Below are 13,635 nucleotides of genomic sequence, written 5' to 3'. Positions count from 1 at the left end.
ATCGACTCCTGTGGCGACCCGAGTTAGCGCTTTGGCGCTTACTCAGGTCCCATGCAAGGCTGGATTGAGTGTAGTAAGAGGCGCCGTTTTCGCGAAATACCACCCCGCAGGTAGTATTTCAGCGCGAGCAGCGCCCGCTTCGTTACACCCGACCTTTACTGGATCTTCTTGGCCTTTTCGAAGGCTTCGTCGATCGTGCCGACCATGTAGAACGCTTGTTCCGGCAGGTGGTCGCACTCGCCTTCAACGATCATCTTGAAGCCACGAATGGTTTCCTTCAGCGGCACGTACTTGCCCGGCGAACCCGTGAACACTTCAGCGACGTGGAACGGCTGCGACAGGAAACGCTGGATCTTACGAGCGCGCGCCACGGCGAGCTTGTCTTCCGGCGCCAGTTCGTCCATACCCAGAATCGCGATAATGTCGCGCAATTCCTTGTAGCGCTGCAGCGTTTGCTGCACGCCGCGCGTGATTGCGTAGTGCTCTTCGCCGATCACGTTCGGGTCGATCTGACGCGAGGTCGAATCGAGCGGGTCCACTGCCGGGTAGATACCCAGCGAAGCGATGTCACGCGACAACACGACGGTTGCGTCCAGGTGGCCGAAAGTCGTAGCCGGCGACGGGTCGGTCAAGTCATCCGCAGGGACGTACACGGCCTGAACCGACGTGATCGAGCCGGTCTTGGTCGACGTAATACGCTCTTGCAGCTTACCCATTTCTTCAGCCAGCGTCGGCTGATAGCCCACTGCCGACGGCATACGGCCGAGCAGTGCCGACACTTCCGTGCCTGCCAGCGTGAAACGGTAGATGTTGTCGACGAAGAACAACACGTCGAGGCCTTCGTCACGGAAGTGCTCAGCCATCGTCAGACCGGTCAGCGCGACGCGCAGACGGTTGCCCGGCGGCTCGTTCATCTGGCCGTACACCAGCGCGACCTTGTCGAGAACGTTCGAGTCCTTCATTTCGTGATAGAAGTCGTTCCCTTCGCGGGTACGCTCGCCAACACCGGCGAACACGGAGTAACCACCGTGCTCCTTGGCGATGTTGTTGATCAGTTCCATCATGTTCACGGTCTTGCCCACACCGGCGCCACCGAACAGGCCAACCTTACCGCCCTTGGCGAACGGGCAGATCAGGTCGATAACCTTGATGCCGGTTTCGAGCAGTTCCGTCGACGGCGACAGTTCGTCGAACGCCGGGGCCTTCTGGTGAATACCGCGAACCACGTCCGAGTTGATCGGGCCGGCTTCGTCGATCGGGCGACCCAGCACGTCCATGATCCGGCCGAGGGTCGGCTTGCCAACCGGCACGCTGATCGGCTTGCCGGTGTTCTTCACCGTCGTACCACGGCGCAGACCGTCCGATGCACCCAGACAGATGGTGCGGACGACGCCGTCGCCCAGCTGCTGCTGGACTTCGAGGGTCAGTTCCGAACCTTCGAGAATGAGCGCGTCGTAAATCTTCGGCATGTGGTCACGCGGGAATTCCACGTCGATCACCGCGCCGATGCACTGTACGATCTTGCCTTCTACCAAAGCAGTAGTACTCATCGCTTTTCCTTTAGATACTCAATTCTTCACTCGCGCAAAGGCGCAGTTTTGGTGGGGGCGCCCAGCCGGGTGCGCCTCACCGGGCGCACACGAAGCGGCGTACCTGACCTTTATGGTCAGACTGCCGCCGCGCCACCGACGATTTCCGACAGTTCTTTCGTGATCGCGGCCTGACGGCTCTTGTTGTACACGAGCTGCAGTTCGTTGATGACCGTCTTCGCATTGTCCGAAGCGGCCTTCATTGCGACCATCCGTGCCGACTGCTCCGATGCCATGTTTTCCGCGACGGCCTGATAGACCAGCGCTTCGACATAACGCACCAGCAGTTCGTCCACCACTGCCTGTGCATCCGGCTCGTAGATGTAGTCCCACTGCGTGCTCGGCGTCGTGCCGTCTTCGTCCTTGCGCTCGAACTGGTCTGCCGACAGCGGCAGCAGTTGCTCGATCACCGGCTCCTGCTTCATCGTGTTGACGAAGCGCGTGTACGCGAGGTACACCGCCGAAACCTTGCCTTCCGAGTACAGGTCGAGCTGCACCTTCACCGCGCCGATCAACTTTTCCAGATGCGGCGTGTCGCCCAGATGCACGACATTCGACACCACCTTGGCGCGCAGACGATTCAGGAAACCCAGACCCTTGGTACCGATCGCAGTTGCTTCGATCGTCTTGCCCTGGCCTTCCAGTTCCTTGAACTTCTGCAGCGACGCACGCAGCACGTTGGTGTTCATCCCGCCGCACAGACCTTTATCGGTCGTGACCAGGATGATGCCGGCCGTTTTCGCGCCTTCGTTCGACACCATGAACGGGTGACGATACTCCGGGTTCGCACGGCTCATGTGCGCAGCGATATCGCGGACCTTGTCGGCATACGGGCGAGCAGCGCGCATGCGCTCCTGAGCGCGGCGCATCTTCGATGCGGCCACCATCTCCATCGCTTTCGTGATCTTGCGCGTGTTTTGCACGCTCTTGATCTTGCCGCGAATTTCCTTCATTCCAGCCATTGCTTACTCCTTGTCGGCCCGAGTTAGCGCTTTAGCGGTTACTCGGGTCCCATGCAAAGCGATCGAAGCAGCGCGGGTTCAGTTGCCTGCGGCCCGCGCCGCTTCAAGGTCCGTTTATGCCTTGCGGGTCACTCGCGGATCAATAAGCGCCGGACTTCTTGAAGTCTTTGAGAGCCGTGTGCAGCAGGGCTTCGTCGTCCTTCGAGAGTTCCTTGGTGTCTTCGATGCGCTTGATCAGGTCTGCGTGCTTCGACTTCAGGTAATCGCGCAGGCCCTTTTCGAACGGCAGCACTTGCGCGACTTCGAGGTCGTCGAGGTAACCGTTGTTCGCAGCGAACAGCGCGACAGCCAGTTCCCACACTTGCAGCGGCTGATACTGCGGCTGCTTCAGCAGTTCCGTCACGCGGCGGCCGCGCTCCAGTTGCTTGCGGGTTGCTTCGTCGAGGTCAGATGCGAACTGCGCAAACGCTGCGAGTTCACGGTACTGCGCCAGGTCGGTACGGATACCGCCCGACAGCTTCTTCACGACCTTGGTTTGAGCCGCACCACCCACGCGCGACACCGACACACCGGCGTTAATTGCCGGGCGGATACCTGCGTTGAAGAGGTCGGTTTCCAGGAAGATCTGGCCGTCGGTAATCGAGATCACGTTCGTCGGAACGAATGCGGTCACGTCGCCTGCTTGCGTTTCAATGACCGGCAGTGCCGTCAGCGAACCGCTCTTGCCCTTCACTTCGCCGTTCGTGAACTTCTCGACGTACTCTTCCGAGACGCGAGCAGCACGCTCCAGGAGACGCGAGTGCAGATAGAACACGTCGCCCGGGTAAGCTTCGCGGCCCGGCGGGCGGCGCAGCAGCAGCGAGATCTGACGGTATGCCCAAGCTTGCTTGGTCAAGTCGTCATAAACGATCAGGGCATCTTGACCGCGGTCGCGGAAGTATTCGCCCATCGTGCAGCCGGCGTACGGTGCGAGGTATTGCATCGCAGCCGATTCCGAAGCCGAAGCGGCCACGACGATCGTGTATTCCAGCGCGCCGGTTTCTTCCAGCTTGCGGACCACGTTCATGATCGACGAAGCTTTCTGGCCGATCGCGACGTAGATACAGAAGAGGTTCTTGCCCTTCTGGTTGATGATCGCGTCGACTGCGACTGCGGTCTTGCCGCACTGGCGGTCGCCGATGATCAGCTCACGCTGGCCACGGCCAACCGGCACCATCGCGTCGATCGACTTCAGACCGGTTTGAACCGGTTCCGAAACCGACTTACGCCAGATCACGCCCGGAGCAATCTTTTCGATTGCGTCGGTCTTTTTCGCGTTGATCGGGCCCTTGCCGTCGATCGGGTTGCCAAGTGCATCGACCACGCGGCCGAGCAGTTCCGGACCCACCGGCACTTCGAGAATGCGGCCCGTCGTCTTGACGATGTCGCCTTCCGAAATGTGTTCGTACTCACCCAGAATCACGGCGCCGACCGAGTCGCGCTCGAGGTTCAGTGCGAGACCGAAGGTGTTGCCCGGGAATTCGAGCATTTCGCCCTGCATCACTTCCGACAGGCCGTGGATACGCACGATACCGTCGGTCACGGAGATCACAGTGCCCTGGTTGCGAACGTCTGCGCTCGCTTCAAGGCCCTGGATCCTGCTCTTGATCAGCTCGCTGATCTCAGAGGGATTGAGTTGCATTATTCGCTCCTGATAGTCAATTCTGTTGCGTGCCAGCCGCTTCAGCGCCTTGGGCGCTTCAGGCCGTCAGAGCCGTCTGCATGCTGGCAAGCCGCGCGCGGACCGAGGTATCGAGCACTTCGTCGCCGACCGTCACGCGCACGCCGCCGATGAGCGACGAGTCGACTTCGACCGTCGGCTTCAGCTTGCGCTTGAATTTGCGTTCGAGACCTGCGACGAGTTCGTTCAACTGCGCGCCTTCGAGCGGGAATGCGCTGACGATCAGCACATCTGCCGCCCCTTCGCGGGCGTTCTTCAACTCTTCGAACTGCGTGGCGATTTCCGGTAGCAATTGCAGGCGATGGTTATCGACCAGCATTTGCACCAGATTCTTCGCTTGCGCATTGTCCTTGAGCGGCGACTTGACCGCGGACAGCAGCAGATCGCTGACCTGTGCGCGGCTCACTTTCGGGCTCGAGGCGATCGACAGCACTTCGGGCAGACGCGCAACCTGTGCCAGCTCCTGCACGAGCGTGGACCAGGCGGCGATGTCACCAGCTTCGGCCACGCCAAACAGCGCTTCTGCGTACGGACGGGCGATGGTTGCAAGTTCGGCCATGATCAGAGCTCGGCTTTCAGTTGATTCAGCAGGTCAGCGTGAGCTGCCTGGTCGACTTCGCGCTTCAGGATCTGTTCAGCGCCCTTCACTGCGAGCGCGGCAACTTCGCCGCGCAGCGTTTCGCGGGCCTTCACGACTTGCTGTTCCGCGTCGGCCTTCGCTTGCGCGATGATGCGAGCGGCTTCAGCTTGTGCTTGAGCCTTGATTTCGTCGGCGACTGTCACTGCGCGCTTTTCTGCGTCAGCAATACGTTGCTGACCGTCGTTGCGTGCCTGAGCCAGTTCCTGGTCGACGCGCTTGTGGGCGGCTTCGAGTTCAGCCTTGCCCTTTTCAGCGGCAGACAAACCGTCAGCAATCTTCTTTGAGCGCTCGTCGAGGGCGTTGATCAACGGCGGCCACACGAACTTCATCGTGAACCACGCGAGGATCAGGAACACGACCATTTGCGCAAACAGGGTTGCGTTGAGATTCACGGTGTTTCCTTAAACGTTGCTAGTTCGGAAAGTGAAACGGCAAGGCGCTCATCGATTCTGTATTCGATCAGCGCCCAAGTGCCCGTTCCGCCCTGCGCCTTTACCAGTTATAGCTCAGGCGCAAACTTCCGAGGAACCTCAGCCTGCCAGCTTCGACAGCAGCGGGTTCGCGAACGCGAACAGCATTGCCACACCAACGCCAATCAGGAACGCAGCATCGATCAGACCAGCCAGCAGGAACATCTTGGTTTGCAGCGGGTTCATCAGTTCCGGTTGACGAGCACATGCTTCGATGTACTTGCCACCCATCAGGCCGATACCGATACAGGCGCCGATTGCACCCAGGCCGATGATGATGCCGATACCGATGGCGGTCAGACCCTGGATGTTGGCGATGAAAGCTTGCATGATCACTCCTTTGTGAAAAGTCTTTTAGAACTGGTTGGAACTGGGATTTAATAAAAACAAAACTAAAACAATTCGTCGTTCGACACGCCGTGATTAGTGGCTGTCGTGTGCCTGTCCGATGTACACCAGCGTCAGCATCATGAAAATGAACGCTTGCAGCAGAACGATCAGGATGTGGAAGATCGCCCAGACCGTGCCTGCAATGACGTGGCCGATAAAGCCGAGCACTGACGCGTCCGCGCCGAAACCCCACATGCTGCCGAGGAGAGCAATCAGCAGGAACAACAGCTCGCCCGCGTACATGTTGCCGAACAGCCGCATGCCGAGCGAAACCGTCTTTGCGACGAACTCGATGATGTTCAATGCAAGGTTCGGGATCCACAGCAGCGGATGCGCGCCGAACGGAGCCGACAGCAGTTCATGCACGAAGCCGCCTGCGCCCTTGATCTTGAAGTTGTAGTAAATCATCAGCGCGAACACGCCGAGTGCGATACCGAGCGTACCGTTCAGGTCGGCCGTCGGCACGATGCGATGGTGGGGGATGGCTTCCGACAAACCCAGCCAGCCGATTACGCGGCCCGGCAGATCGACGGGGATGAAGTCGAGCGAGTTCATCAACGCGACCCAGACGAACACGGTCAGTGCCAGCGGTGCAATGAAGGTACGCGTGCCGTGGATCATCGACTTCGATTGATCTTCGACCATCTCGACCAGCATTTCGATCGCGCACTGGAAACGACCCGGCACGCCGGACGTCGCCTTGCGAGCCGCCAGATGCAGGATGGCGATCGTGGCCAGACCGCAAACGATCGACCAGAAAAGGGTGTCCAGATTCCACACGTGAATGTCGAAAATCGACGTCTGGTGCGCGGTGGAAAAGTTCTGCAAGTGGTGCGCGATGTACTCGGACGGATCCAGAGCGCGCGTGCCTTCGCTAGCTGCCATATCGTTAATGCCACCCAAATTGTCGAAAATCGTCTTAGGCCGTTCCCGCCGCAATTCTGTATTGCGGGAACACGCCGGGTGCGGATCGTGTCATATCCGCACTCCTTACGCCAGCGCTGCGCGCCAGCCTGAATTTTGTGTTGCTACTCTCTGCTCCTACCTTAGCGCCACGCGAGGGCGATCCAGTAGGTCTTGAGCGCGATGAGGTAAGTCACGAGCAGCGGCACCCAGCGTACGTCGTGATACCAGAAGGCGATGGCTACAAACATCGCGATCGTTGTCCCCATCTTGAGCGCTTCGCCGATCATCCAGCTCATCGCTGTTTCGGCGCCGCTCAGCGTTCTAAGACGTGCCGCGAACAACGCGCTCGGCACCCAGCAAATCGCTCCCCCCAGGAACGCGGACAGCGCAGCAGCGCCCGGCGGCTTGTAGAACAGCCACCACACCAGCGTAGCACCCAGGGACAAAACCATTTGCGCCACCACGACCTTGAAAGGCGTGACGCGTGATGGACGACTCACATTCGGGCCAAACAGCTTTTCGGCCTCGACCCGCGTGAGCGGAACGATATTGTTATCTTGTTGCTCGACATCCCACGCATCGTCAGTTGTAACGTGCTGACCGGTGGACGCATCGGAAACGGTGCGTTCAGCGCGGTGGTCGTCACGCCCATTCTTCGGCGCTTGATTCGACGTTTTAACCGCCATCGCAGTGTTCCGAAAGTCTTGTTCCAGCCCGCGAGCTTACGCTGCGCTTACGGGGTTGCCGTGCAATTAAATCCGGGCGATTGTAAGCGATAGTTGCAGGCAATTCAAGACTTTAGGCCGTTCAATAACCAGCATGAAAACGGCCGCCACGATGCGGGAACGCGATCTCGGGCGGTGTGTACACGGCAAATGTAAGGCGGTCGGGGGATGGCAAAACATGCGCGATGAATCAGGTCGCTTGAAGCGCGTGGATGTGTCGTTTCGACGCTGCTACAGACGTCTCAAAAATGCAACAGACGATGTTTTTTGCCACGTTTGGTAGACATGATGGACGGCGCCGGGTAGAAGCGCAACGGCGACTGCAGGCCGTGGTCCTTCCTATGGTGACCAAACATCACCGGACACTGCTCTCTGACTCGGGTGCTCAACGCCGCGGGAGGTCAGGCGCCCGCCACTTCATGTCGATCCCTGCCCTGCCCTCGCACCTTACCAATCCCCGCGTTGGCACCCAACATCCGCTGCCGGATCCCTGCACGTGAAAGGACGGAGTATGCGAAACCCGTCGCAGCGGCGCGGCAACGAGGCCAAGCCTGCACGGCCAATTCAACTCACCCCACAACCCGGCCTCGTCTGCGTCACCACGGAAATATCCGCAGAAGCTGATACATCGCAATCCTTATTATTAAACCCGACATATAGTTAGGTATCCAACTGATATCCACATGGGCTATCGATCGAACAGGGTGACCATCAAACGAGCCATGTTTGCGGCGGATACGACCGCTGCCCCACCGCTACCGCCGAAAAACACACCAGGCGCGCCAAACGGCTTGCGAGCGAGAGGCGAGAACCGACAACCACCCCCAGCCAGCCCGCAAGCATGCTCAACATCCCTCAACAATCAACCCGCCACGGATCAGGCCGTAGCGTTACCACGCAACCGGACAAGAATCCCTTCTAACGCGTCCAGATCGCCAAAATCGACCAGCACCTGGCCACGGCCGCGTCGGCCGAGCTTGATCTTTACCGTTGCGGCGAGCAAATCGGACAATTCCTCCTCAAGCCGTCGCGTGTCGCGGCCGCCGTCCTGATTCGCTCGCGCTTTGACCGCAGGCGCAACCTTGGTCGTCGTCGTCACCAGTTTTTCGGTTTCGCGTACCGACATGCGCTTGTTGACGACCTGGTTGGCCAACGTGATCTGCGTCGCGGCATCGACGGCCAGCAGCGCGCGCGCATGCCCCATGTCGAGGTCACCGGCCAGCAGCATCGTCTGCACCGGCGACGCCAGATTCAGCAAACGCAGCAAGTTCGATACAGCACTGCGCGAACGACCAACCGATTCGGCGGCCTGTTCGTGCGTGAAATTGAACTCGTCGAGCAGACGCTGAATACCCTGCGCTTCTTCCAGCGGATTCAGATCTTCGCGCTGAATATTCTCAATCAACGCCATCGCAGCGGCGGCCTGGTCCGGCACGTCCCTCACCAGCACCGGCACCTCATTCAGACCGGCGATGCGTGCCGCGCGGAAGCGCCGCTCGCCGGCGATGATCTCGTACCTATCCGCCGATACCGGCCGCACCAGGATAGGCTGCATGAGCCCCTGAGCACGGATGCTGGCGGCCAATTCCTGCAACGCGCCTTCGTCCATGCGCGTGCGTGGCTGGTACTTGCCGGCCTGCAGCTTGCTGAGCGGCAGCACGTTCGGCGCACCCTCGATCACGACAGCCTCGGTAATATCCGCACTGCCACCCAGCAGTGCTTCCAGACCCCGGCCCAACCCTTTCTTTCTTGCTACTGCGTTCATCGTGCTTCCTCGATCCGCTTAGGACGCCTGGGGCGCGTCATTCAATGTGCGCACCCGCTCAATCATCTCTGCACCGAACTGCACATACGCCTGCGCACCGCGCGAGGCCTTATCGAACACGACGCCCGGCAACCCATAGCTAGGCGCCTCGGCAAGGCGCACATTGCGCGGAATCACCACATCGAACACCTTGTCGCCAAAGTGCTCTTTCAGTTGATCTGAAACTTGCTGTTGCAAGGTGATGCGCGGATCGAACATCACGCGCAGCAGGCCGATCACCTTCAGGTCGCGATTCAGGTTCGCGTGCACCTGCTTGATCGTGTTGACAAGGTCGGACAGCCCCTCAAGCGCGAAGTACTCGCATTGCATCGGGATCACTACGCCATGGGCGGCGCACAGACCATTGAGCGTCAGCAGCGACAAAGCCGGCGGGCAGTCGATCAGCACGAATTCATATTCGCTTTCGACCTCCGCCAAGGCGACTTTCAGTTGACGCTCGCGATGCTGGACGCTGACCAGTTCGACTTCGGCACCCGCCAGTTCACGGTTCGCGGGCACCACGTCGTAGCCGACGGCTTCCGGGCGCACTCGCGCATCCGCCACGGATACGCCGTCCACAAGCACTTCGTAGACGGTATTCGCACACGCAGCCTTGTCGACACCGCTGCCCATCGTGGCGTTGCCCTGCGGGTCCAGATCGATGAGAAGGACTCGCTGTCCCTGCGCTGCCAAGCTCGCGGCCAGATTGACTGCCGTCGTCGTCTTGCCGACGCCGCCCTTCTGGTTCGCAACGCAGAAGATTTTTGCCATCGTTGGTGTGTCCCTTTTGCTGCTTGAATAAAGTAGAAAGCGCTCGTGGTATGCGGTGCGTACCTGGCACCTACTGGAGGCGGCCCTCAGCGGCCCTCGTCCACCCGCACCTTGATCAGATGCCGCTCAGCGTCGAGCGACGGCACATTCAGCCGGATGATCTGTTCCACCTGGGCACCCGCTGGCAGGCGCTCGATTTCACCATCCGGACGCACACCCTTCATCGCCCAGATCGCACCCTGCTCCGCAACGAGATGACGGGCCAGTGTAACGAAATCCGCGAGCTCTGCGAATGCGCGCGACACGATTACGTCGAACTTTGCCGGTACTTCGGCGCCCGACCGCAAAGTCTCGACCCGGCCCGTGACAACCGACAGATTCGCAAGGCCGAGCTCCGCTTTGGCTTGGGCCTGAAAAGCCGTCTTCTTGTGCACGATGTCGTTCACGGTGACGGTCCACTCAGGCAGGACGATGGCCAGCACGATGCCAGGCAAGCCGCCACCGGAGCCCACGTCCAGCACCGAAGACGCACCGCGCGTAGCGAGATGCGGCACGATCGAAAGCGAATCCAGGATGTGCTGGATAAGCATCTGCCGCGGATCGCGAATCGCCGTCAGGTTGTAGACGGCATTCCATTTGGACAGCAGCGCAACGTAGTCGAGCAGTTTGCCGAGCTGCGCGCCGCTGAGATCGAGGCCGAGCTCTCGGACGCCGTCCGCTAACAGCGGCGCCAATGCCTCACTAGTGCTTCCCTTCTGACCCACCGTCATTGCACCACCGGCGTGTTGTCGGCGCCGGGCTCGGCGGGTTTCGTCGAACGGCGTCCCAAGCCACGCTTGAGGTGGACCATCAGCAAGGAGATCGCCGCCGGTGTAATGCCGGAGATACGCGACGCCTGGCCAATGGTTTCAGGGCGGAATTGCGTCAGCTTCTGACGCGCTTCAAACGACAGTCCCCTTACCTCGGCGTAGTCCAACCCCTCAGGCAAACGCGTGCTTTCGTGCGATTCATTCCGCTCGATCTCATCGGCCTGGCGGTCGATGTAGCCTTGATACTTGATGCCGATCTCGATCTGCTCCTTGATCTGGGCGAGCAGAACGTCGTCTTCAGCCAGCGTCTCACGCGCAGCACATGCACCCTCGCGCAAACCGCAGACACCGTCGTAAGTCACGCCCGGGCGGCGCAGCAGATCGGCCAAACTGTATTCATGGTCGATCGGTTTGCCGAGCAATGCGGTCGCTTCTTCAGCCGGTAACGTCTTAGGATTGACCCACGTCGTGCGAAGGCGCTCTGTTTCACGTGAAACAGCATCACGTTTGCGGCTGAATGCGTCCCAACGAACGTCATCGACTACTCCGAGTTCGCGGCCAATCTCCGTTAGACGCATATCGGCGTTGTCTTCGCGCAGACTCAGACGGTATTCGGCTCGACTCGTGAACATGCGATATGGCTCGGACACCCCTTGCGTCACCAGATCATCGACCAGAACACCCAGGTAGGCCTGATCGCGGCGCGGGCACCATGCATCCTTGCCCTGCACGTGCAAGCCGGCGTTGATCCCCGCCAGCAAGCCTTGCGCAGCCGCTTCTTCATAGCCAGTCGTGCCATTGATTTGGCCCGCAAAGAACAGCCCATTGATCACCTTGGTTTCGAGCGATGCCTTCAACCCACGCGGATCGAAGTAGTCGTATTCGATCGCATAGCCCGGCCGCAGGATATGCGCGTGCTCCAGACCACGCATCGAACGCACGAGCTCCAACTGCACGTCGAACGGCAGACTGGTGGAAATCCCGTTGGGATAGAACTCATTCGTCGTCAGCCCCTCAGGTTCGAGGAAGATCTGATGCGACTCCTTCGATGCGAAACGGTGAATCTTGTCCTCGATCGACGGGCAGTAGCGCGGCCCCACCCCTTCGATTACGCCCGTGTACATCGGCGAACGGTCTAGACCACCGCGGATGATGTCGTGCGTGCGCTCATTCGTATGAGTGACCCAGCACGGCACCTGGCGCGGATGCTGCTCGACGCGGCCCAGGAACGAGAAAACCGGCACCGGATCCAGATCGCCCGGCTGTTCTTCGAGCTTCGAAAAGTCAATCGTCCGACCGTCGATGCGCGGCGGCGTCCCGGTCTTCAGGCGGCCTTGCGGCAGCTTCAGCTCCTTTAGACGACCGGACAGCGACACCGCTGCCGGATCGCCAGCACGGCCACCGGTGTAGTTGTTCAAACCCACGTGAATCTTGCCGTCGAGGAACGTCCCGGCCGTCAGCACGACTGCGCGTGAGCGAAAACGAATTCCCACCTGCGTTACCGCACCGACCACACGATCCCCTTCCACCATCAGATCGTCGACCGCTTGCTGGAACAGCCACAGATTCGGCTGATTCTCCAGCCGATGCCGGATCGCCTGCTTGTACAGCAGACGGTCCGCCTGCGCACGCGTCGCGCGAACGGCAGGCCCCTTCGACGAATTGAGGATGCGGAACTGGATCCCGCCCTCGTCCGTCGCGGCCGCCATCGCACCGCCGAGCGCATCGACTTCCTTCACCAGATGGCCTTTACCAATCCCGCCGATGGACGGGTTGCAGCTCATCTGACCGAGGGTTTCGATGTTATGCGTCAGTAGGAGGGTGGTATTGCCCATGCGTGCCGAGGCCAAGGCGGCCTCAGTGCCCGCATGACCGCCGCCGACGACGATTACGTCAAATTCTGTGGGAAAAAGCATCGCGGATCTCACGCCAGATCGTCGCGTGAGCCTTTCAAAGGAAAATGTATGGGCGAATTATAACGGGTTCGGTTTAGGCCCGAATTTCGACCGAATGCTCAGACAAGAAAAAGCGGTGTGTTTCACGTGAAACACACCGCTTTGAAGCGCAGCGATCAGAACGAAAATGGAGAACTAAGCCACTTTCTTGGCCAACCCCAGATACGTCTCGATCACGCGCGGATTCTGCGCCAGATCCGCGGCCGGCCCTTCCAGCGCCAACTCTCCCGTTTCAAGCACATAGCCGTAGTCGGAGATCTGGAGCGCGGCACGCGCATTCTGCTCGATCAGCAGCGTCGCCACACCCGTCTGCCGCAGCGCACTAATAATGTGGAAAATTTCTTTCACGATCAGCGGCGCGAGACCCAGGCTCGGCTCGTCGAGCATCAACAGATCGGGTTTGCCCATCAACGCACGGCCCACCGCGAGCATCTGTCGTTCGCCACCGGACAAAGTCCCAGCCGCCTGCTTCCGTCGCTCTTTCAAGCGAGGAAAAAGCACAAAGACCGGCTCGAGCTGATCGAGAAAGTCGCGCTCCCCTGCCCGCTTGCGCCGATACGCGCCGAGGACGAGATTGTCTTCAACAGTCATCGAAGCAAACAGCTCGCGTTTCTCTGGCACCAGGCACATGCCGCGCGCGACCCGCTTTTCAACTGGCACGGCGCTGACGTCTTCACCCTGATAGAGGACCGAGCCCTTCGCATGACCCGTCGTCGGCAATGCGCCCATGATCGCGTTCAGCAACGTGGACTTGCCCGCGCCGTTCGGACCAATCACCGAGACGATCTGACCAGGCCGCACCTTGATTGCGGCGCCATGCAGCGCTTCGACCTTGCCATAGCGGACCGACAAACCGTTCACGTCGAGAATCGGCGCTGCATCATTCATCGTGTT

Annotated in this window: 13 protein-coding genes; all 13 read right to left on the bottom strand. The window is 60.0% G+C overall.

The genetic code is table 11. From position 1 onward, the window contains the following. Positions 1-155: 155 nt before the first annotated feature. Positions 156-1,550 (bottom strand): F0F1 ATP synthase subunit beta, encoded by a 1,395-nt coding sequence (gene atpD / locus P3T25_RS11285; RefSeq protein ID WP_007180028.1) that lies wholly within the window; start codon positions 1,548-1,550, stop codon positions 156-158. Between the two features lie 116 nt (positions 1,551-1,666). After that, the gene (gene atpG, locus P3T25_RS11280; protein ID WP_115781412.1) at positions 1,667-2,551 is read right to left on the bottom strand and encodes a F0F1 ATP synthase subunit gamma; all 885 of its coding nucleotides are present in this window, start codon (positions 2,549-2,551) and stop codon (positions 1,667-1,669) included. A gap of 139 nt (positions 2,552-2,690) precedes the next feature. After that, positions 2,691-4,232, bottom strand: coding sequence for a F0F1 ATP synthase subunit alpha (atpA, locus tag P3T25_RS11275; protein ID WP_054038572.1), 1,542 nt, complete (start codon positions 4,230-4,232; stop codon positions 2,691-2,693). Positions 4,233-4,290: 58 nt separating this feature from the next. Continuing rightward, positions 4,291-4,830, bottom strand: coding sequence for a F0F1 ATP synthase subunit delta (locus P3T25_RS11270; RefSeq protein WP_054038574.1), 540 nt, complete (start codon positions 4,828-4,830; stop codon positions 4,291-4,293). A gap of 2 nt (positions 4,831-4,832) precedes the next feature. Beyond that, complete coding sequence (locus tag P3T25_RS11265; RefSeq protein WP_054038575.1) at positions 4,833-5,303, bottom strand: F0F1 ATP synthase subunit B; 471 nt, start codon at positions 5,301-5,303, stop codon at positions 4,833-4,835. A 138-nt stretch (positions 5,304-5,441) separates the two neighbouring features. Further along, the gene (gene atpE / locus P3T25_RS11260; RefSeq protein ID WP_007180033.1) at positions 5,442-5,711 is read right to left on the bottom strand and encodes a F0F1 ATP synthase subunit C; all 270 of its coding nucleotides are present in this window, start codon (positions 5,709-5,711) and stop codon (positions 5,442-5,444) included. Positions 5,712-5,804: 93 nt separating this feature from the next. After that, a complete protein-coding gene (atpB, locus tag P3T25_RS11255) occupies positions 5,805-6,656 on the bottom strand; it encodes a F0F1 ATP synthase subunit A (protein ID WP_093634487.1) in 852 nt (283 codons plus the stop codon). Positions 6,657-6,817: 161 nt separating this feature from the next. Continuing rightward, a complete protein-coding gene (locus P3T25_RS11250; RefSeq protein ID WP_154558725.1) occupies positions 6,818-7,363 on the bottom strand; it encodes an ATP synthase subunit I in 546 nt (181 codons plus the stop codon). A gap of 916 nt (positions 7,364-8,279) precedes the next feature. Continuing rightward, positions 8,280-9,167, bottom strand: coding sequence for a ParB/RepB/Spo0J family partition protein (locus P3T25_RS11245; RefSeq protein ID WP_154558726.1), 888 nt, complete (start codon positions 9,165-9,167; stop codon positions 8,280-8,282). Positions 9,168-9,185: 18 nt separating this feature from the next. Then, entirely contained in the window at positions 9,186-9,977 is a 792-nt protein-coding gene (locus tag P3T25_RS11240) for a ParA family protein (protein ID WP_154558727.1), read from the bottom strand. An 86-nt stretch (positions 9,978-10,063) separates the two neighbouring features. Further along, positions 10,064-10,747 (bottom strand): 16S rRNA (guanine(527)-N(7))-methyltransferase RsmG, encoded by a 684-nt coding sequence (rsmG, locus tag P3T25_RS11235; protein WP_429358108.1) that lies wholly within the window; start codon positions 10,745-10,747, stop codon positions 10,064-10,066. Next, positions 10,744-12,702, bottom strand: a complete 1,959-nt coding sequence (gene mnmG / locus P3T25_RS11230; protein ID WP_408518545.1) for a tRNA uridine-5-carboxymethylaminomethyl(34) synthesis enzyme MnmG — start codon at positions 12,700-12,702, stop codon at positions 10,744-10,746. The genes rsmG and mnmG overlap by 4 nt, the downstream gene beginning before the upstream one ends. Before the next feature lie 174 nt (positions 12,703-12,876). Continuing rightward, complete coding sequence (locus P3T25_RS11225; RefSeq protein ID WP_429358107.1) at positions 12,877-13,629, bottom strand: ABC transporter ATP-binding protein; 753 nt, start codon at positions 13,627-13,629, stop codon at positions 12,877-12,879. Positions 13,630-13,635 lie beyond the last annotated feature (6 nt).

Source organism: Paraburkholderia sp. GAS32 (genome assembly GCF_050434225.1).
In the GTDB taxonomy this organism is placed as follows: Bacteria; Pseudomonadota; Gammaproteobacteria; order Burkholderiales; family Burkholderiaceae; genus Paraburkholderia; species Paraburkholderia madseniana.
Note: the sequence above shows the minus strand (reverse complement) of the source record. Positions and strands in the feature narration are given on the sequence as shown.

Coding starts and splice junctions, on each gene's coding strand:
- atpD (WP_007180028.1), bottom strand. CDS start 1,550: ATGAGTACTACTGCTTTGGTAGAAGGCAAGATCGTACAGTGCATCGGC.
- atpG (WP_115781412.1), bottom strand. CDS start 2,551: ATGGCTGGAATGAAGGAAATTCGCGGCAAGATCAAGAGCGTGCAAAAC.
- atpA (WP_054038572.1), bottom strand. CDS start 4,232: ATGCAACTCAATCCCTCTGAGATCAGCGAGCTGATCAAGAGCAGGATC.
- P3T25_RS11270 (WP_054038574.1), bottom strand. CDS start 4,830: ATGGCCGAACTTGCAACCATCGCCCGTCCGTACGCAGAAGCGCTGTTT.
- atpE (WP_007180033.1), bottom strand. CDS start 5,711: ATGCAAGCTTTCATCGCCAACATCCAGGGTCTGACCGCCATCGGTATC.
- atpB (WP_093634487.1), bottom strand. CDS start 6,656: ATGGCAGCTAGCGAAGGCACGCGCGCTCTGGATCCGTCCGAGTACATC.
- P3T25_RS11250 (WP_154558725.1), bottom strand. CDS start 7,363: ATGGCGGTTAAAACGTCGAATCAAGCGCCGAAGAATGGGCGTGACGAC.
- P3T25_RS11245 (WP_154558726.1), bottom strand. CDS start 9,167: ATGAACGCAGTAGCAAGAAAGAAAGGGTTGGGCCGGGGTCTGGAAGCA.
- P3T25_RS11240 (WP_154558727.1), bottom strand. CDS start 9,977: ATGGCAAAAATCTTCTGCGTTGCGAACCAGAAGGGCGGCGTCGGCAAG.
- rsmG (WP_429358108.1), bottom strand. CDS start 10,747: ATGACGGTGGGTCAGAAGGGAAGCACTAGTGAGGCATTGGCGCCGCTG.
- mnmG (WP_408518545.1), bottom strand. CDS start 12,702: ATGCTTTTTCCCACAGAATTTGACGTAATCGTCGTCGGCGGCGGTCAT.
- P3T25_RS11225 (WP_429358107.1), bottom strand. CDS start 13,629: ATGAATGATGCAGCGCCGATTCTCGACGTGAACGGTTTGTCGGTCCGC.